The following is an 18893-nucleotide window of genomic DNA, read 5'->3' as shown; positions in this document are numbered from 1 at the left end:
TCTGGCAATTTTGCCGGGGGCAGGCGCAATGGCTAACAGGAAGTTCGAAATGTACGAAATACGACAAATGATTCAACGCCTGCGACTGGGCGAAAGCAATCGGGCGGTCGCCCGAGCACAGGGGGTCGGGCGCGACACCGTCGCACGTGTGCGAGACATCGCCGCCGCGCAGAACTGGCTGGAGGCGACGAGCCCGCTGCCGGACGACGCGACGATGGCGCGTTACTACCAGACGGCGGGCGGCGGGGCGGTCAAGAACGCGAGCCACCTGTCCACTGTGGAGCCCTTTCGCGAGAACGTTCTCGAGTGGCACCGTCAGGGCATTGCCGTGAGCAGCATCCGCCAGGCGCTGGCCCGCCGGTACGGCTACGGCGGCAGCGTGCATGCCGTCTATCGCTTCCTGCGTAGCGAAGCGGCCCCCGCCCCGGTGGCGACCGTGATGCTCGACTTTGCCGTCGGCGAACAAGCGCAGGTCGACTTCGGTTCGGGACCGCTGATCACCGACCGCCATTCCGGCGAGGTGTTCAAGACCTGGTTCTTCGTCATGACCTTGTCGTGGAGTCGGCACCAGTACGCCGAAGTGGTGCGCAACCAGAGCGTCGAGACCTGGCTGGCCTGCCACCGGCACGCCTTCGAGTGGTTCAACGGCGTCCCGCGCAAGGTACGGATAGACAACCCGAAGTGCGCGATCACGCGCGCCTGCTACTACGAGCCGACGGTGCAGCGCGCCTACGCCGAACTCGCGCTCGGCTATGCCTTTGTAATCGACCCCTGTCCGGTCGCGGACCCGGCCAAGAAAGGCCGCGTGGAGTCGGGAGTCAAATATGTCAAGGGCAACTTCATGCCGCTGCGCGAGTTTCATAGCCTGGCGCACGCGAATGCGCAATTAGAGGCGTGGATTCAGGGCGAGGCAGGCAATCGCCTCCACGGCAGTACGCGTGAGCGGCCGCTCATGCGCTTCAACGAAACCGAGCAAGCGCTGCTGCAGCCGCTGCCCGCCGTCGCGCCAACGTGCCCAACCTGGGCTAAGGCCAAGCTGCACGGCAACGGCCACGTCCAGCATGCGTATTGCCACTACTCAGCGCCGTTTCGCCTGATCCACCAGACGCTGTGGTTGGAAATCACGCCGGATGTCGTACGCCTCTATCACGAGCACGAGCTGGTGGCGATCCATCCGCGCCTGTTCAAAGCGGGTACGCGGTCGACCGTCGCGGATCATCTGCCACCCGACGCCCAGGCTTACTTCATGCGCGATCCGCAGTGGTGCTTGACCCAGGCCACGGCGGTCGGGCCGGCTTGTCGGGCGGTCGTCGAGAGCTTGTTCGCGAAGCGTGTGCTCGATCAGCTGCGCGCCGTCCAGGGCTTGCTGCGCTTGGCCGATCAGTTCGGTCGCAACCGACTCGACGCGGCGTGTAGCCGCGCGCTGAACTTTGGTACGCCGAGCTATCGCACGATCAAGCAGATCCTCCAGACCGGACTCGACCAGCAGCCGGAGTTGATCGACGCGCCGACGCTGGAAGCGCCCTATCTGAGTGGCGGCCACTTCCGCCGCCAACCCTCCGATCTGTTGCATTGAGCCGCCGCACGGCGCGCCGCTCCTTGCTCATCCCTTATCTATCTGGAATCCTCTCATGAATCCCATGCTCCCACTTGAACCCCTGCTCAAGCAACTGCGCCTGTCCGGCATCCTCGACTCGCTCGAGGCGAGAAACCGTCAGGCGATCGAGGCCAAGCTGGCCTACACCGACTTCCTGGCGTTGCTGGTCGAGGACGAAGTCGCCCGTCGTGATCAGCGTCAGTTTGCCCAGCGCCTGCGCAAGGCGCAGGTGGTCGGCGACAAGACTCTGGAACGTTTCGATTGCAGCCACAGTCCGTCGGTCAATCACGCCTTGATTGCCGAGCTGGCAACCTGCCGATTCGTCCTCGAACAGGCGCCGGTTCTGATCGCCGGTCCGACCGGTACGGGCAAGTCTCACCTGGTCCAGTCGCTCTGCCATTGCGCACTGCGCGCCGGCCATGAGGTCCTGTTCATTTCGCACGCCAAGCTACTGGCTCAGCTGCACGCGGCGCGGGCGACCGATTCCTTTGAGCGCAAGCTGCGTCAACTGGCCCGCGTCGATGTGCTGGCAATTGATGACTTCGGGCTGCGTCCTATGCGCTCGCCGCAGGATGAGGATTTCCACGATCTGATTGATGCCCGTTATGAGCGCACGACCACCTTGCTGACCAGCAATTTGCACTTCGACGAGTGGGGCGCGGCGTTTCCCAACAAGTTGATGGGGGCGGCGACGCTCGACCGTTTGCGCGACCGTGCTTATCAGATCATTCTCGACGGCGAGACCCGGCGCAAACCGCGGCCCCTGCCGGAAGTCCGCTCGCCCGTCCAGGCCACGGCGGGCAGGGACGCTTCCAAGCCTCCCCCGGCCGCACGTTAGACCCTCAGCGGCGAGCAAACCCTGGGGCGCTGCCCCAGACCCCGCACTCGCCGTGAGGCAGCCGCCGGGGATGAAAAAACATCCCCGACAACTGCCGTCAGCGTCTGCGACCTCCAGGGTGTCAAGGGGCTTTCGCGGCATAAACGCCAAACAGCCGGCATTTATTCCACGGTCCCCTGGACACCCTTCCGGTCGCCACTTGCCACGTTGCAAAAAGACTGAAAACGGCGTAAAACCGACCCGTCCGAAACCGCTAAAACAGCCACTTCTGCTGGCCACATTACGCCGCGATTCGCTGGCCTTAATGTGCCGCAAATTGACAGCATCGCGCCAGTGAATCTCCGTGGCGTTGGTCTTGACCTGTTCGAGCAGCCCACCGACCCGGCTCTCGGCCCAGAACAACAGTTCCGGTGAGGGCGAGAAGCGGGCAAGTTCGCTGGCTAAATCCATGACGAATTATACCATAACAATCTACCAAAAGACGTGTAAGTGGCGGCTTTTGCTTGTGTTTTTATCGATACTTGACACCTCTAGACTTGCCAGTTGGCGGGTGCCGGGGCGTCCCGACGTTGCCAGTCAACGCCGGCAGTCAGCCAACGCCATTGCGCCGCCGTCAGGGCGAAGACGGGGTCGCTGGCGCTCGGCCAGGTGAAATAACCGCGGTGCAACCGGCGTTGCGACAGCCACACGCCGGTGCCATCCCAGACCAGCAGTTTGAGCCGGCTGCGTCGCCGGTTGGTGAAGGCGTAGGCGGTACCGTCACAAGGCGAGCGCCCGAGACTGGCCTGGATGCGGACCGACAGGCCATCGATACCCAGGCGCATGTCCACCGCTTCAACAGCCAGCCAGATGCGCTCCGGCGCGGCGCCGATAGGCGCGCTCATGCGTGCTCTCCCCACAGCGCCATCAGCCACCCTACCGGCGGCAGCGTGGCAAATTCGAGTCGCCAGCCTTGCGGGCCGTGAAGTAACAAGCTTGGCAGCGATGCCCCTGCATCGGGAACCCGCACGGCAGGAACCAGGGTCAGCGGACCTCCCCCCTTGCGCGCTCCCGACCCCTCCGCCAAACGCACGTGCCAGTAACTGAGCGAATGGCTTCTCAGACCGTGTTCGTCACAGTACGCCTTCTGAGTGGCGCCACTCTCCCGCCACGCGCCCACATGCCGTCGCCAGTACGCTTCCCGTTCCCCTGCCTTGTCCATCTCGTCCTCCTCTCGAAAACCAGGAGGTTGCCCCAGATCTCAGCCGCTTTACAGGTGGAGGGGCTGGACGCTTACGGTTGATCTGGGGGAATGGCGTCTCGTGGGTCCCCGCCTGGCCGGGGTGATCGTCCTGCTGGCGCTGCGCATGCGCCTGTCACGGGCGAGTGTTGTCAACACCGATTGAAAACTGACACAGTTTTTCCTTTGTCACCGATTGAAAACTGATACACCCCCAATGCTGCTTGATGGCGGTGGTGGGGCCTCCTGGAGGGCGGGCCGTAGGCCCAACCGGAAGGAGGCCCCACCACCGCGGCGGCGCCTACCCTCCGGCGATCGCCTTCCTGGCCTGAACCATTCCCGTCTGCCGCTGACGTTTGAGCCGGTAGCTTTCCCCGGCGATCGGTACGATCTGTGCGTGGTGCAGCAAACGATCCAGCAATGCCGCCGTCAGCGTGGCATCCTGCGCAAAGGTGGCATCCCATTGGCCAAACGACAGGTTGCTGGTGACGATCAGGCTGCCCTTCTCGTAGCGCGCGGCAATCACCTGGAAAAAGAGGTTGGCCTGCTCGCGGCTCATCGGCAGATAGCCGATTTCGTCGATGATCAGCAGACGGTAAGCGGCGATCGCCCGGTGCATGACCGCTTTCAACTGGTTCTGTGCGTGCGCGGCCGAGAGGGTCAGCAAGAGATCGGCGGCGGTCGTGAAACGGGTCTTGATGCCGGCTTGCGCGGCGCGATAGCCCAGGGCGATCGCGAGATGGGTCTTGCCCACCCCGGAGGGGCCGACCAGGACGACGTTTTCGTTGCGCTCGACAAAGGCCAGACCGGCCAGTTCGTCGATCTGGCTCCTTTTGACGCCGGCGGCGAAGGCGTAATCGAATTCCTCCAGCGTCTTGATCGCCGGGAATCCCGCCAGACGCGTCAACATGCTTTGCTTGCGCACCTGGCGTCCCGCGACTTCCGCTTTCAGCAGTGCTTCCAGAAAGTCGCTGTAGGCGCTTTCCTGCGCAGCGGCTTCCTGGGCGGCGCCGACGTAGTTCTGCGCCACGAACGGCAGGTTCAGACTGTCGCACAAGGCGAGCATTCGTTCGTACTGGAGGTTCATGGCTGCATCTCTGCAGCGGCCTGCAGTTGGGTCAGCAGTTGCGCGTAGACGGCGAGCGGATGCTGCTCCGGCGTGGGCAAGGCGATTCTCTCGGCAACCGTCGGGCGGACAGTGGCCCCCTCGACCGGCGGCGGGGCGTCCAGGGGACGAGCGGCGGCGATATCGCCGCGCCATGGCGGGGGAATGCCTTGCAGATGCGCCTGCTCTTCCTGCAGGCGTTGTGCGGGCTGTACTTGCGTGCTGGCGTGGATACGCACGTTGGCCACTTCCTTGAGCCAGCGCCTGACCTCGGCATTGGCGGTCACGGCGTCCAGTGGCAGGCCGGCCTGCTTGAGCCGACTGATCAGGGGAACGTAGAAGGAGCGGCGAAGGTAGCCGTTGAAGCGCTCGACCTTGCCTTTGGTCCGGGCGCGATAGGGACGGCACAGGTTGATGACGAAGCCACAGTGCTTGGCGTAGTCGAGAAAGCCCGCGTGATAGCGGTGTTCGCCTGGGCCGTCGACGTCGCGTTCGAGAACAACGGTCTTCATGTTGTCGTAGAGCAGGCGCCGGGCCACGCCACCGAGCGCCTCAAAGGCATGCTGGTGGCAGTCGATCAGCGTACTGACTTTCATGTCGGTGACGAATTCGACGTAACTCGCCCGGCTGTACCCAAGGGTCGCGCAGAAGGCGTACAGCGGATCAGCACCTTTACGAAACTCGACCCAGTCGATTTGCAACTGTTCGCCCGGTGCCGTTTCGAAACGCACCACCGGATCAGCAGCCCCCTGCGGCCGGATCGTACGCATGAAGGCGCGCAATTGGCTGACGCCGCCGGCGTAGCCCAGGGCCCTAATCTCCCTGAACAGAACCGTGGCCGGGATCCACTGCGGCTGCGCTGCAGCCTGTCGCTCGCACAGGTACGTTTCATGGGTCGAGAGTTTGGTGGCCCGCTTCTTCTGACGCTGGTAGCGGGGCTGTTTGCCCTGCGCCAAGTGGCTGCGAACCGTATTCACCGCGCAGCCCACTTCGGCTGCAATCTTGCGCAGACTGAATCCATGCTTCCTCAATACTTCAATTTCCACATACACCTCCTTCGTAATCATCGGCGCCCAAAAAAATCGCCGATCTTCTCAGTTCGGTGTATCAACTTTCAATCGTTGCGCTGTATCAATTTACTTCCGTTGCTGACAAGTGTTACGTCCGCCCCTAAACGGGATTGAAGGGCTTTGAATATCCCGCGTACTTTGAGCAGGAAGATCGAAGGATCTCCTGAGCGAAGGCGGAATGAAGAAGGACGGAGAAGGGCTGGAACACCTCTGCTATCGTGGGAAGTTATCGAGACGACCGAGATAGAAAAGAGCCCAGCCCATGCAACGAATTGTAGCCGGCATCACCACGCTTGAGCAGCACGTTGAGACGACTCAAAAGGCCGCTGAAGTGTATCGACCGAAGTCGTGCCCGCACTGCGGGCTGGGAGTGGTCCATCAGCATGGTCACTATGAGCGAAAGGCCGACCGCCGAGCCGTGCCGCCACGGCTCAACCCGATCCCCATCCTTCGCTACCGTTGTGCCGGATGCCGACGCACGTGTTCGCGCCTGCCGGAATGTATCGCACCGCGACGCTGGTATGACTGGTCGGTGCAACAGCAAGTCCTGCAGCAGCGGCTGAACGGCGCGGCAGAGCACCCCGGCGGTCCACCTGACCGGCACACGGGCGCGCGCTGGTGGAACTGGTTGCAGGAGCGGGGAAAGGACTTTGTGTTTCACCTGCGCGTGCGCTTTGCCGAACTCGGCCGGGCCGTTGACACGCACGGTTTTTGGCACCAGGTGTTCAACAGCCTGGGTCTGCCGCGGGCCATGTTCTGGCTCGATCAAGAGATGAGCGTCCCATGATTTCCTGACACCGAGCGAGTGGCGGACGGTGGGGACCCCGCCCGGGCGGGGTCCCCACACAGTTTGCTCGTGGCATTATTTCGGCCCTTTTGTTTTGATGACGACTCCCATTCACCCCGAGGAGTCGTCATGAATCGAATCAATCCGATCGCCTTGTTTCGCCTGTCCGTCCTGGGTTCGCTGACCAGCCGGGAACGGCTGGATCACGGCGAATTGCAGCAGACCATCCGCGCCCTGGCCGAGCGCGAATACACCATTCCCGGCACGCGTCGGCGCCATGTTGCCGAGAAGACGATTCAGGGCTGGTATTACACTTACCTTGCCCAGGGCATCGATGGCCTGACACCCAAGACCCGTGTCGACCGCGGGCAATCGAAGCTATCGCAAGCCATTCAGACCGCGATCCTTGCCGCGAAGCGCGACAACCCGCGCCGCTCGATCCGTCAGATTCGCCAGTTGCTCGAAGCCGCCGGAACGGTGGCTCGCGGCAGCCTGTCGCGCTCGACGGTCCACCGGCTGCTGCAACAGCACGGCCTGTCGCGGATCAGCGGCTCGGCCAGCCTGCCCGAGGAGAAGCGCAGCTTCGTCGCCGCTTCCGCGGGCGCCATCTGGTATGGCGATGTGATGCACGGTCCCCGCGTGCCTCACGAGGGCAAGCTCGTCAAGGGGTATCTCGTCTCGCTGTTCGACGATGCCTCACGTCTGGTGGCTCACAGCGCTTTCTGCCCCGGCGAAACGGCGCTCGACATCGAAGGGGTGCTCAAGCAGGCGCTGCTGAAGCGAGGCCTCCCGATCAAGCTCGTCGTCGATAACGGCGCGGCCTACCGTGCTGAGACCCTGCAGGGGATCTGCGCCCGCCTGGGCATTCACCTGATCTATTGCCGGCCCTATGCGCCCGAGGGCAAGGACTGCGCTGCATATTGCACCTCATGCGGTATGTGCGGGGAGACTTTCCTCGCGGGTGGTGGCTCTTCCAGCAGTTTTGCCTTGATGTTGGTGCTTGATCGGCGTGCCGGGGCCAGGTGGTTCGAAGAGATAGCCGCCCTTGTCGTCATAGCGGTGCGCTTTGAGCAGACCGGCGCGACGCCAGTTCTTGAGGGTGGCCGTAGCGATGTTGAGACGTTCTGCCAACTCCTGCGGGGTAAGCAAGCCACGCGCGCGCAGCCGATCGTGGCGACTGGGTAGCGCATAGTCGATCCGGATACGACGAACCATCGGGCGGTGGAAGGGCTTGCCATCGCCGGAGATCAAGCCCTGGTCGTTGAGCCAGTCCGCGATTTCACTGTCGGTGTGATCTTCGAGGAGTCGGTCAATCTCGGCGACCACGGTGCTCGGCGTCTGGCGCAGCATCCAGGCCGGCTTGGGAAGCGGAAGGTGCAGCGTGTGCGTCGCGCCACCGCTAAAGCGTACTTGCGCCCTGATGTCGACCTCTTTGAGCAAGGTGACATCCGCGATCAGCAACCGGGCCATCCGTTTGCGCTCCCGGTCAGGGGTGTGCGGATCGTTCCACAGGCGTGGGAAATCTCTGGCCAGCGCCAGGATGCTGACGCGCTGCTGATCGTCGAGCCCGGTCTCCCTCTGGCGCTGTTTGTCGTAGTGCTCCTGGGCGGCGGTTTGCGCACGCAGCGCCTGGTTCCATTCCGCTTCCAGCGAATCGGCGACCAGACGGTTGTCGGGATCACAGCGCATATAACGGCGGCGCGCCAGGTCGGACTCGTAACGCGCCCACTCGACGGCTTGACGGCGTAAGCGGTCACTGTCTTCGCTTCGGCTCTCCAGTTCTTTCTGCACCGCCAGCGCCACCCCCAGGGTGACCGGGGTCACGACCTCCACCAGCAGTCGGCCGATGGCCGCGTCGAGTTCGCCCCCCACAATCTGTTGACATATCGGTTCCGCATGCTCTACGCCCCGGCGCTGACAGACATAATCCGGCACGCGCCGCGCGCCAGTCACGTGATAGCGCACGGTCATGCGATCACCACATTTGGCGCAGATTGCCAATCCTTGCAGCAATGCCGGGCCTTCACGCGGGGGGCCCCGATCACGCCCGGCGGCAGGTGCCTGCGCATTGTCGCGCAGGATCTGGAGGTTCTGTTCGTACTCGTCCCAGGTAATGTATCCGGCATGAGCATCACGAATCAGCGCGATCCACTCCTCGGACGGCAGCCGTTGATGGCGATGAGAACCATCGGGCTGCTTGCGCACGCGCGTCCGCCCAAAACAAAAGGCGCCGGTATAGCGCGGATGATGCAGGAGCCAGAGCGCGCGCGAGTGTTCGAGATCAGTCCACAACAGCTCGCCAGTTTGCGGTCCGCGGTGAATCCGGTGCGGGAAGCTCAGCCCTTCGGCACGAAAGGCCTTGACCGTCGCCGTGGCCGAACCGGTACGCCGGAAGGTGCGGAAGAACTGCCGCACGCTCTCCTGAACGCGGACATCGGGATCGAGCCGCACGCGCCCGGCCGGATCGTAATCAAATCCGATCGGCAGCCGAATTTCGAGTTCGCCGCGGCGGGCCTTGTTGAGGATGCCACCGCGCAGGCGGGCCCGCAAAACGTGCAGTTCAGCCTCGCTCATCGTACCCTTCAGGCCGAGCAACAAGCGATCATTGAAGTGCGCCGGGTCGTACACACCGTCTTCGTCGAGGATCAGCGTGTCCGCCAAAGCGCAGATCTCCAGGAGGCGGTGCCAGTCCGTCGAGTTGCGCGCCAGACGCGACACTTCCAGGCCCATCACGATCCCCGCCCGCCCCAGACCGACCTCGCTGACCAGTCGCTGGAAGCCTTCGCGATCCACCGCACTCGCCCCGGACTGGCCGAGATCGGAGTCAATGACGACGACTTGATCGAGACGCCAGCCCAGCGCCATGGCCCGTTCGCGCAAATCATACTGGCGCTTGGTACTCTCGGTGTTCTCGAGCACCTGGCGCAACGTCGACTGCCGCACGTAGAGATAGGCATTTCTCTTCAGGTGTCGCGCCTGTATTTTTGCGTGGTGCTCACCCATCATGGCGTACGCTCCCGTGCCGTCGCCAGCGCCATGCTGGCGACCAGATTGATCAGGTTCTGTTCGATCCCCGCCGGTAACCTCGACTCCTTGCGCAGAGCGGCGGCGGCCGGACTCGGCGCCGTTTCGCCCACGCAACGCATCCAGGCCGCCATCCCTTTGAACAGGAAGAGTGCACGCCCGGGCGAGCGATGACAGCCCCCAGGCCACTCGGCGCTCTCTTGCCGCAAGGACTCGTAACCCTCGGTCAAGGTCTGGCCATCGGTCATCCCCGTCGGTTTCATCGGCGTTTTTTTTTGCTCCGTGCCAGCGCGCGCTCGACGGTACGCCGATGGACGGCCAGTCCGAAGTGCTGCGCGATCCTCTCCACCAGCCCCTGTGCGTCCAGGCCTTCTTCCTGGGCACGTGCTGCCTCGATGAAGGCCATGACCTCGTCGGTGATCTTGTGCGGTCCGTGCGGCCCTCGTTTGACCGGCAACAGCCCTGCGAGACCCTCGCGTTCGAAATCTGCCTGGGCCTTGTAGAAGGTGGGCCGGGAGACCCCGAAGCGGGTCGCGATATCGACAATGGTCTGACCCTCGGTGCGTACGCGACGCAGCATCTCGTAACGCACCTGCACCAAGTCCCGAGGATCAAAGAAATCGCTGTCGATAAAGGCGGCATCCTGAACGTCCTGCGCGTGCGGATTCACGGTTCCGCTCTCGGCGAGAGAAAGCGGTTTGGAGTCGGGTTTCGAGGGCGGCGCCATTGTAATCGGAATTATGCCACACATAGGCCGATGTAAAGACCTTTTTCTGAGCTGGAGCCATAACGCACTGATTGGTTATGATTTCGGTCGCTTGCGTGCGGAGTCTTGGAATCGAGTCCTCCGACAGTCCTGCTGACATGGCAGAATTTACTTAACATTGCCGGCATTATTTTCTTGACACTTTGCGCTGCCGGGAACTTGCCCCGACCGACCCCTGTGCTTCGCTTTGGCGGGCAATCAGCGCCACCAGGTGCAAGAGGTCGTCGACTCGGAAGTGCGAGCGGCCGGCCGACACGCTGGCGAACGGATCCGCTGCCACCGCACTGGTCCAGGCGGCTGTCAGGCGCCTTACCCGGCCGGTGTCATCGTGAAAGTAGACGCGCTCCTCGCCCCAGGCGTTGCGCCGTTCGATCAGAACGAACTCGCGCCCGAAAAGGGGATGGAAGGGGTGGGTGACCCGAAAAACTTGTTGCTGCTCGACTGCATCATCTGCAGTTGGCTGCTCATTTGAAGGGCAAGTTGGAGCGCTGGCACCGGACCTGCCGCGACCAGTTCCTGTCGGAACTCGACGAGCGCCACATCAACAGCTTCGAGGACCTCAATGCGCGTCTCTGGGCCTGGCTGGAGCGGGTCTATCACCATACGCCGCATGCCGGCCTCGACGGGATGACGCCGCTCGCGCGCTACCAGCAGGATTTGTCGAAGATTCGTTCGCTGGGAGCGCTGGCCGCGCAGCTCGATGCCTTGTTCCGGTATCGCGTCAGCCGTCGAGTCAGGAAGGATGGCACGGTGTCGTATCAGGGGGCGCGCTTCGAAGTGCCTTTCGAACTCTCCGGAAAGACGGTGTGTCTGGTCGTCGATCCGCATAGCGGGGCGGTCATCGAGGTCGAGGACGAGCACGGCAAGGGGATCGGCGCCGCGACCCCGCTCGATGCCCTGGGCAATCTCGATCGCCAACGAAATAAATCCGACCCGACAGACGCCGCTCCCGTCTCGCCGTCTGGCCCGAATCTGATCGAACTCACCTATCGTCAGTATTACGACCGCAAAGGAGACTGAAGATGTATCTGCAACACTTTGGTCTGCGCCATCCGCCTCTGGGCAAGGACGCCGCCGAGCTGTGGGATGACGGTGCGCTGGCGCAACTCGCCGAGCGCTTCCAGTGGCTTCTGCAATCGCCGGGCCTCGGCCTGCTGACCGGCGAGGCCGGCGTGGGCAAGACGGCCGCCTTGCGCCTCGTGACCGCCAAGCTCAATCCGCATCGCTACCAAGTCATCTACCATGCCGAGACCGATTTCGGACGGGCAGACCTTTACCGGTGCCTGGCCCAATCCCTCGGCCTTCAGCCGAGTTATCGTCGCGCCCAACTGTGGCGCGACATCAAGGCGCATATCCATCATCTGGCCGACGCCAAGCAACTTCTGCCGGTCTGGATCCTCGACGAGGCGCAGAATCTGCCACCCGAATTCTTCCGCGATTTCCCCGCTTTTCTCAACTTCGCCTTCGATTCGCGCGATCTCATCACTGTCTGGCTGGTCGGTCACCCGATCCTCGCCCAAACCCTCGAACGGGCGTCTTACGCCGCACTCGCCGGCCGCATCCAGGCACGCGTGCATCTGCGACCGGTGCTCGAACGCGAGCGCTTTGCGCAACTCGTCGGCCATGCCCTCAAGAGCGCCGGGTGTGCACATGCCCTGCTCACCGATTCCGGCCTGGAACTCCTGCGCCAAGCCAGCAAGGGCCTGCCGCGCCACGCCGGGCGCATCCTGCGCACCGCCATGCGTCTGGCGGTGCCGCGCGCACTCAATCATTTGCCCGACGATCTGCTGCAAGCGGCTCTCGAGGAGTTGCGATGAAACGCCGCCGTCTCTCCCTCTTCCCCGACGGCCTCTCCGACGAAAGTGCGGCGGCGATCAGCGAGTTCCTTCACCAACTCGCCGCTGCTTGTGAGGCCCGCTACCTCGTCCAGCTTCGCCGCCACCGCAGCCGTCAGATGAACCTCTACGATCCCGAAGCCCCTTGGAGAATACCTCCAGGCGAGCCCTTCTAGCCCTCTCGTCCCACGCTGACGCCGGAACCTCTTCTTCCGGCCTCAGCGTGGGATTTTGCCATCACCTCAACCTCGAATGGCTCGGGTTGAAGAGTTCCAGATATCGCGGGACGTAACAGCGAGTATTCGCGAACTGCTGATGGAAATGTTCGAGTTGACGCTGAGTACCGGCGTCATCGACGAAACGATCCGGGAAGCGGGCCGCGCCAGTCTGCCGCTGGAGGATGCTTTGGTGGCCGACATCGTGCAGGCAGCGCAACTGCATGTCGATGAGACCTCGTGGCCGGAGTCCGGCGTGCTGCTGTGGCTGTGGGCGCTGGTCACCACCCACACGACGCTGTTCCTGATCGGCCCGCGCAGCCGGGAAATGCTCGAGAACGCCCTGCAGGACGGCTTTCCGGGCATACTCATCAGCGATGGCTACGGCGTCTATCGCGCCTGGAAAAACCGCTTGCGCTGCTGGCCGCACCTGATGCGCAAACTGAGGGGCCTGGCCGAATCGAGCGATGCGCGAGTCTCCGGGGTTGGACAAGAGATGGAAAGCATCATGAAAACGCTGATGGCTGCCATCTACGCGGCGCGGATCGATCCGCCACCGGAAGAAGGACTCCCGGCCCGCTACGCGAAGGCAATTGAGCGACTACGGCACGTGTGCCAAGCGCATCGGATGGATGACCACTTGGTGCTGCGTAGCGTGGTGCGCGAATTCCTGTACGACTGGAACGTGATCCTGCGTCCAGTCGCCGAGCCCCACCTGCCGCTTTCCAACAACGCTGCGGAACAGGCGCTGCGGCACTGGGTGATTTCGCGCTACATTAGCCACGGCACACGCTCTGAAGAGGGGTCCCGTGCCTTCGGTTTCCTTGCCAGCCTCATCGAAACCTGCCGCCGTCGCGGCGCATCCGCCTGGCAGTACCTCGGCACCGTTATCGCCGCCGCTCGCAAAGGCTTGCAGCTCCCCACGATCCCCGCCATCCCGGCAACCGTGTAGGGGAGTGAGTGATTACAGCGCTACCGTGCGCCTGCCGCGCCCTTTGCACGCAAGTACACCGCCGTCGACGTGGCGTTGCTCGTGGAGATGGACCAGGCCCATGAAGACGTCTGCGGGCCGGCCATCGCGCACCTTCTGCAACGGGCCTACCGGGACTATGACGATCCTCGTTACGCGCGCCTGGCCAAGCTGTCCGTCTCGCACCTGTACAACCTGCGCAAGAGCGCCGGCTATCAGGCCCGGCGCAGGAGCTTCACCAAGACCCGCCCGGTGTGCAACGCGATCGGTGTTCGCAAAGCCCCCGGCCCGGAGGGACGCGCCGGCTTTGTACGCATCGATACCGTTCATCAGGGCGATCAGGATGGCGTCAAGGGCGTCTATCACATCACCTGCGTCGATGCCGTCAGGCAGTGGCAGGTCGAAGCCTGTATGCAAGGGATCAGCGAGGCGTATTTGTAGCCGGTGCTGGCTTTGATCATGGCCCAGTTTCCGTTCGTCATCGCCGGATTTCACTCCGACAACGGCCCCGAGTACATCAATCACCACGTCGCGAGCCTGCTCGAGAAGCTGCGCATCGAGCAGACCAAGTCACGCTCCCGGTACGAGCAGTGTGGTGCGAGATGTTCCTGTCCGACCACACCTGGTCGCGTCCGCGCCTGATTCTGGCGACCGAGACCGAGCTCTCGGCGCAACAGGTGGTGGAGATCTACGCCGAGCGCTGGGGGATCGAGCCCTTGTTTCACAACCTGAAGCGCTGGTGGGGAGTAGCCAATCTGTGGCAGCGGTCAAAGGCTGCCCTGGAACTGTGGATGCAGATTCGCTCCATGGCCTATGCCTTGATGCAATTGCTGGCTCTGCAGTTGTGGCAGTCCTTTCCGCTGATGGCCATCGCGCCCTGGCGAAAGGGCGCCATGATCACCGCGGGCCTTTTCGCCCAGTGGCTGCGGATTCAATTTATCGGACTTCCCGTGCGTGACGCCTGTGACCCGAAGTCCGGTCAATTCGTGATGCCTTTCCCCGGTCAGGATCAGCGTTTGCAGTGTTGAGGTGTCTGGCCCAGCGCCGATCGGCGCTGGGGAATGCCATCGTCGTGCCCATCGTCGATCGCCTCCGCGGAAATCCCGACCGGCGGGACCCGCGTGTGTCTCCGTCATGGCGCGCGCTTCAGCAGTCCCGGCAGTCCATATGCCATGGCAATCGGCCCGGTCGCATACGAAAAGTTGCCAAGAGGAAAAGCGGCCGGATGTTCCATGACGAATCGCGCGATCAGCCGGGCCACGCCACCGTCGAATTCATCCAGGATGACCCAGCCCGTTAGCCCCTCGTGAAGCCCACTGCCGATAATCTGGCCGCCGCCGGCCAGGTCCGCAGCCCAGTCACCCTGGTTCTTGCGGACGTTTAGCAGGAGCGTCTTCGCGAGCTTCGCCATGTCGTCCTTCGTGATCACATTGCCGACCTTATAGCTTTCATAAGCGAAGTGGACGTTGATCTGCGCGTGCGTGACGTCCTCCGCAGTCGCCGACTTGTGCTTCGCCTGCTGCGCACCGGCCCAGTATTCCCATTCAACGGAGCCATTGTTTCGATCTTTCCAGTGATGGCGGAAGAACCGGGCAAGCTTGATGGCGCGGTCCTTGTGGCCACTGGCCCCGAGCTTCTGCAGCTCTATGTGCACGAGGCCCAGCGTCAGCATGTGGTTGAGAGGGGCAATGTCCTCCAGATAAGGGTCGACGTAGAACCCCCCGCCCGACGCCTCGTCATCCCTCCAGTAGGGCCCGTATTCGGCGAGCGCCTCCTCAGCAACCTTGCGGTATTGCGCGCACAACCGCGCCGCACTAGGCATCCCGCGCGCGACCACGCAGTATTTGACCAGGGGGTAGACGGCCATGCCGGCGAATGCGTCCCACGCCACCCACTTCTGCTTGTTGGCGCTGTAGCGATTGGATCCCCACGATTTTGCAGGGCGACCGCGGAGGTCGTCCACCACGCCCAAGCGATCGTCCCGCATGGCGATCAGCCTGTCGGCGGCGCGTTCGAACAGGGCCAGGAACCGTCCGTCCTTCGTCCGCTCGTAGGCAAGGACGGCGGCGCGCATGTCGTACGCTAGGTTCCACGCGACGTACTTCCCACCGAGCTCGCGGCCAGCTTCTCGTGTGGCCATCGAGGCATTGTACGGCAAGGCAATCGCCAGATAGTCGAGCAAGAGTTGGTCCGCCTGCCGCCGGTCTGCGCCGGCGCTGGCAATTGAGGGCAATCGCCCCACGACCTTCTCGTTCAGCCGGTACGAGTGCGGATCCTCCGCCTCCTTGCCAGCTGGCAGTGTCGCGAGCGCCCAGGGGACGTTTGCGATTTCCCAAGGCGCTCCCGAGCGCGCGTACTTGTGCGCGACGGTGGAGTGGTAGCCGGCGCGGGCGCCGTCCATGTCGAGCGATCGTGCCGCGAACGGATATACCTCGCCGCGCATGATGAGGTCACGCGCGCTGACCGCGAATCCCTCACCACCGGCTTCCGCGACATAACCGCGGGCGCCCAGCACCGACATCAGGTCGATCGTCCGGAAGGAAATCCATGCAGCGGACTTGTCGCCGACATACGAAGGGGTGTTGAGAGAACGGGCCGAAGCCTCGTCATAGCCATCGTAGGCATGGCCCCACCAGTAGTCCCACGCCAGCGGCTCGGGGAATCGCCCATCCTTTCCGAGCCTGGAGATGAAGTGACGGATGATCTCGCGCTGTGCCTCGACCGCAGGGTCGTCGGTCTTCCCACCGGCGGCGCGGTGCGCATCGAGAACGCCATAGGCCCATTCGTTCTGGTGGTTGTAGGGAACGGGCATGCCGTCGTAATAGAACGCGCTTCCCTTCGGCCACCGCAGATGCCGGGTCCCGGGCGCAAGCCACTTTTCCGCCTCGCCAGCATTCGCCATCACTTCGATGTGCCCCTGGAGCGCCTTCACTTCGCGCTCGAACTTCCCGAGGTTCGCCAGCGGAGGCGCGCCGGGAAACTCCTCGAGGTAACGCGTGAGCAGGAGCAGCGCGCGGCTGGTCTGCACGCCGAACAGCGCGAGGGACCGGTCCTTCGTGAAGGCCCGCGTGCGCAAGCCCTCGGGCGCCCCGAGCTGGCGGTCGATCAGGCGCACCTCCAGCTCGATCCGCAGGCGCAGCTTTTCCAGCAGGGGATAAAACACATCGAACGCCTGTTGTTCGCGGCGCGCCAGGTGGACCGCGTCCATGAAGCCGTTCAGGTAGTAGATCTGCGACCAGGCGATCCGGCCTTCGATGTTGTTCGAGCCGAGTTCCAGCATTCCGCCGTTCTGGCCACGCTGGATGTCGTGTTCCATCATCTCGCCGTACGACTGCGTATCGGTCGCCTTACGCCATGCCAGCCTAGCGGCGGCCTCGTCCCACGAGAGCTTCCAAGGGATGCCTTGGGACAGCGGCAGCACCTCAGGCGGTTCGCCAGCGGGATGGACGACGGTGTAGGCACCCAGCGTATCCACGTTCTTGCGGTTGCAAAGTATCCCGACACCGGTAGGTGTCGCGATGGCCTCGAGCACTTTCGCGCAATCCTCGATGCGCTTGACTTCTATCCACTCGGCACCCGCCTTCGCATTCAATGTGCCGGCGAGGATCCGCAGCCCGTCCTTCTCCCCGAAAAGGAACACGGGCGGCTCCATCTCGTAATGCGTCCCCGCCGGATCCTCCATCGTCGGAAGTTCCAGTTCGGGACCGGCAGCCACCCATTGATTGCCTTCGAGCCTCAGGCGACGCAGGTAGTTCTTCGCCGCGTGATTGTCGTACAAGACGAGGTTCAGCACGCCTTCGTGGAACAGCGCGGCTCTGAACATCAGGAACTCGACGCCAGGGCGCTTCACCTTTGTGAAGCGCATCCCCTTCGCGGCGTTGGTCCAGTCCGCGAGCCACAGCTCGCTGTCTGGCAAGCTCCGGACGATGGCACCCGTTCTGGCTTCGCCGAGGTCGAGAAGGACCACAGGAACCCCAGGCCGCGCCAGCGGAATGCGCTGTCCGTTGTCCATCCGCAAAGTGGATTGGTTCGCCGCGATGTCGAGCTCCACGGTGGCCGCAGCCTTGCCGGCGCGCAGGACGACGAAAGGAACCTCCACCGCGCCGCGAATCCGAGGAGTAACGACAGCGTCTTCCACGAGCGGCTTGCGGTAGGCTGAGAGGGGTGTCGACGCTTCAAGCTTGATATCCTCGGGCGGCGCAACCGGGGCACGAGCCTGCGGATTCTCAGCCTGCCCGCCGCAGCTGGCCAAGAGAAGGGAAACAACCATCGCAGCGGGTACGGCAAACATGCGCCAGCTCATTTCGCGCCTCCAACGGGATGAGCTAAGCAGGTCTCGAAGCCCCTCAGCAGGTAGGTTTCATACTCCCGAACGACGAAGTTGCGTTCTTTCGATGCGGCGGGATACTTGAGGTACTGCCCGTCCGGGTCCTTGTACGCGGGCGTTGCCGCGATGAGCCGTGTCCTCAGGCCCGCCATTGCGGGCTCCGTGCACGCGACGTGCAGTGCCATCCCAATGTCGTATGACCTTGCCGCCAGCGTCACATCGGGGCGAAGCCTCGGCCAAGCGCGGATGTCCGGCGTCTTCTCGCCCAAGAATTCGTCCAGATGGGCGAGCACCTTCTCGCGATCGAACGCCGCGGCCAGCCGGCCGCCGTGCCGGATGTAGGTGCGGATGCCGTCCACGACGTAGGACGCATGCGGCAGGTCGTTAGAACTATCTTCCTGCACGGAGTAGTTCCAGTACCAGGAGCCAGTCGCTGGATTGACCTTGCGGTGGTCAAGCAGGGCCTGCATCGTCTGGTCCGCGGCCTGGCGCAGCAGCTCTGCCTGGCCGGGATCGTTGACCAGCCGGCTGAGGCGCTGCATCTGTCCGGCCATGTAGGCCGCTGGATTGAAGGTGTCGTAACGGCGGTCGGGCGGCGACAGCGAGTACGGCAGCAGTCCGGCCGGCGTCCGCATCGATGCATCGAAGTACGGCTGCGAGGCGGCCAGCACGACTTCCATGATCCTGTCCCTCGGCGCGGTCCCCGGCTCTCCCGCCCAGTCGAGCAGCGCGTGGACAGCAATTGCCGTGGCGATCGTGTACTCGGTGCTGGCGGGGTTCTCAGAGCCGTCGCCATAGGCATCCCAGGCGACCGGCACACCCCAGCCCGTGATGCCGTTGCGATTCTCGTCGGCGTGGTCAAGCAGCCATAGGCCCGACACCGTTCCCGCCTCCGGGAAGCCTCGCCCTGCCCGCTGGGCGTCGACAGCCGCCAGGAGGATCATCGCATACGCCTTTGGAATGTCCGCAGGGCCGTCCGAAGGGTAATCGACCAAGCCCTTTCCTGGAGAAGGGCCCGCCATTCGTACCCACATGAGGGGCAGTTCGGCCTTTAGCAGGGCCGCCTCGTCCACCTTCGAGCATGCGGCGAGCGACGCGACGACCATGCCCAAGAGCAGGCTCTTGGCAGCCCACCGCGCG

The 18893-nt window shown here is 63.5% G+C and carries 17 protein-coding genes and 3 pseudogenes; 10 read left to right on the top strand and 10 right to left on the bottom strand.

Annotated features, from left to right (window positions below; translation table 11 throughout):
* The first annotated feature begins 49 nt into the window (after nucleotides 1-49).
* Nucleotides 50-1576 (top strand): IS21 family transposase, encoded by a 1527-nt coding sequence (gene istA, locus CAP2UW1_RS00470; protein WP_012806915.1) that lies wholly within the window; start codon nucleotides 50-52, stop codon nucleotides 1574-1576.
* A 55-nt stretch (nucleotides 1577-1631) separates the two neighbouring features.
* Nucleotides 1632-2435 (top strand): IS21-like element helper ATPase IstB, encoded by an 804-nt coding sequence (gene istB, locus CAP2UW1_RS00465; RefSeq protein ID WP_012806914.1) that lies wholly within the window; start codon nucleotides 1632-1634, stop codon nucleotides 2433-2435.
* A 530-nt stretch (nucleotides 2436-2965) separates the two neighbouring features.
* Here the strand turns inward: istB (CAP2UW1_RS00465) and tnpB are convergent.
* From tnpB to istA (CAP2UW1_RS00450), 4 genes are all read right to left on the bottom strand, one after another.
* Nucleotides 2966-3319 carry an IS66 family insertion sequence element accessory protein TnpB gene (gene tnpB / locus CAP2UW1_RS00460; protein WP_012806913.1) on the bottom strand — a complete coding sequence of 118 codons (354 nt, stop codon included), beginning with the start codon at nucleotides 3317-3319 and terminating at the stop codon, nucleotides 2966-2968.
* Nucleotides 3316-3636, bottom strand: a complete 321-nt coding sequence (gene tnpA / locus CAP2UW1_RS25895) for an IS66 family insertion sequence element accessory protein TnpA (RefSeq protein ID WP_012806912.1) — start codon at nucleotides 3634-3636, stop codon at nucleotides 3316-3318. The genes tnpB and tnpA overlap by 4 nt, the downstream gene beginning before the upstream one ends.
* A 319-nt stretch (nucleotides 3637-3955) precedes the next feature.
* On the bottom strand, nucleotides 3956-4741 hold the full coding sequence (gene istB / locus CAP2UW1_RS00455; RefSeq protein ID WP_012806911.1) for an IS21-like element helper ATPase IstB: 786 nt from the start codon (nucleotides 4739-4741) through the stop codon (nucleotides 3956-3958).
* Nucleotides 4738-5826 carry an IS21 family transposase gene (gene istA, locus CAP2UW1_RS00450; protein WP_012806910.1) on the bottom strand — a complete coding sequence of 363 codons (1089 nt, stop codon included), beginning with the start codon at nucleotides 5824-5826 and terminating at the stop codon, nucleotides 4738-4740. The genes istB (CAP2UW1_RS00455) and istA (CAP2UW1_RS00450) overlap by 4 nt, the downstream gene beginning before the upstream one ends.
* 265 nt (nucleotides 5827-6091) lie before the next feature.
* Between istA (CAP2UW1_RS00450) and CAP2UW1_RS00445 the strand changes: the two genes are divergently transcribed.
* The gene (locus tag CAP2UW1_RS00445; protein WP_012806124.1) at nucleotides 6092-6616 is read left to right on the top strand and encodes a DUF6431 domain-containing protein; all 525 of its coding nucleotides are present in this window, start codon (nucleotides 6092-6094) and stop codon (nucleotides 6614-6616) included.
* Nucleotides 6617-6745: 129 nt separating this feature from the next.
* Nucleotides 6746-7522, top strand: a pseudogene (locus tag CAP2UW1_RS24260) (DDE-type integrase/transposase/recombinase); the annotation flags it as partial.
* Nucleotides 7523-7543: 21 nt separating this feature from the next.
* Here the strand turns inward: CAP2UW1_RS24260 and CAP2UW1_RS00430 are convergent.
* From CAP2UW1_RS00430 to CAP2UW1_RS24255, 4 genes are all read right to left on the bottom strand, one after another.
* Nucleotides 7544-9622, bottom strand: coding sequence for a recombinase family protein (locus tag CAP2UW1_RS00430; RefSeq protein ID WP_012806909.1), 2079 nt, complete (start codon nucleotides 9620-9622; stop codon nucleotides 7544-7546).
* Nucleotides 9619-9903, bottom strand: a complete 285-nt coding sequence (locus CAP2UW1_RS00425; protein WP_012806908.1) for a hypothetical protein — start codon at nucleotides 9901-9903, stop codon at nucleotides 9619-9621. Before CAP2UW1_RS00425 ends, CAP2UW1_RS00430 begins: the two co-directional genes overlap by 4 nt.
* Complete coding sequence (locus CAP2UW1_RS00420; RefSeq protein WP_012806907.1) at nucleotides 9900-10367, bottom strand: helix-turn-helix domain-containing protein; 468 nt, start codon at nucleotides 10365-10367, stop codon at nucleotides 9900-9902. The genes CAP2UW1_RS00425 and CAP2UW1_RS00420 overlap by 4 nt, the downstream gene beginning before the upstream one ends.
* 166 nt (nucleotides 10368-10533) lie before the next feature.
* Nucleotides 10534-10779, bottom strand: a complete 246-nt coding sequence (locus CAP2UW1_RS24255) for a DUF5372 family protein (protein ID WP_291914475.1) — start codon at nucleotides 10777-10779, stop codon at nucleotides 10534-10536.
* Nucleotides 10780-10877: 98 nt separating this feature from the next.
* Here CAP2UW1_RS24255 and CAP2UW1_RS00410 point away from each other — a divergent pair.
* The 6 genes and pseudogenes from CAP2UW1_RS00410 to CAP2UW1_RS00385 form a co-directional block, all read left to right on the top strand.
* Nucleotides 10878-11426 (top strand): annotated as a pseudogene (locus CAP2UW1_RS00410) (Mu transposase C-terminal domain-containing protein); the annotation flags it as partial.
* Nucleotides 11427-11428: 2 nt separating this feature from the next.
* Nucleotides 11429-12223, top strand: a complete 795-nt coding sequence (locus CAP2UW1_RS00405) for an ExeA family protein (RefSeq protein WP_012806906.1) — start codon at nucleotides 11429-11431, stop codon at nucleotides 12221-12223.
* Entirely contained in the window at nucleotides 12220-12417 is a 198-nt protein-coding gene (locus CAP2UW1_RS00400; protein ID WP_012806905.1) for a hypothetical protein, read from the top strand. Before CAP2UW1_RS00405 ends, CAP2UW1_RS00400 begins: the two co-directional genes overlap by 4 nt.
* Before the next feature lie 118 nt (nucleotides 12418-12535).
* Nucleotides 12536-13408, top strand: a pseudogene (locus tag CAP2UW1_RS00395) (IS66 family transposase); the annotation flags it as partial.
* A gap of 81 nt (nucleotides 13409-13489) precedes the next feature.
* A complete protein-coding gene (locus CAP2UW1_RS25890; protein ID WP_412566841.1) occupies nucleotides 13490-13867 on the top strand; it encodes a hypothetical protein in 378 nt (125 codons plus the stop codon).
* On the top strand, nucleotides 13819-14454 hold the full coding sequence (locus CAP2UW1_RS00385; protein ID WP_412566840.1) for a transposase: 636 nt from the start codon (nucleotides 13819-13821) through the stop codon (nucleotides 14452-14454). Before CAP2UW1_RS25890 ends, CAP2UW1_RS00385 begins: the two co-directional genes overlap by 49 nt.
* Nucleotides 14455-14558: 104 nt before the next feature.
* Here the strand turns inward: CAP2UW1_RS00385 and CAP2UW1_RS00380 are convergent, their stop codons facing one another.
* Together CAP2UW1_RS00380 and CAP2UW1_RS00375 are read right to left on the bottom strand one after the other, a co-directional pair.
* Nucleotides 14559-17729 carry a hypothetical protein gene (locus tag CAP2UW1_RS00380; protein WP_012806904.1) on the bottom strand — a complete coding sequence of 1057 codons (3171 nt, stop codon included), beginning with the start codon at nucleotides 17727-17729 and terminating at the stop codon, nucleotides 14559-14561.
* A complete protein-coding gene (locus CAP2UW1_RS00375) occupies nucleotides 17726-18865 on the bottom strand; it encodes a hypothetical protein (RefSeq protein ID WP_199931533.1) in 1140 nt (379 codons plus the stop codon). The genes CAP2UW1_RS00380 and CAP2UW1_RS00375 overlap by 4 nt, the downstream gene beginning before the upstream one ends.
* Nucleotides 18866-18893: the final 28 nt, after the last annotated feature.

This window comes from Candidatus Accumulibacter phosphatis (assembly GCF_000024165.1).
GTDB classification, from domain to species: Bacteria; Pseudomonadota; Gammaproteobacteria; order Burkholderiales; family Rhodocyclaceae; genus Accumulibacter; species Accumulibacter phosphatis.
Note: the sequence above shows the minus strand (reverse complement) of the source record. Positions and strands in the feature narration are given on the sequence as shown.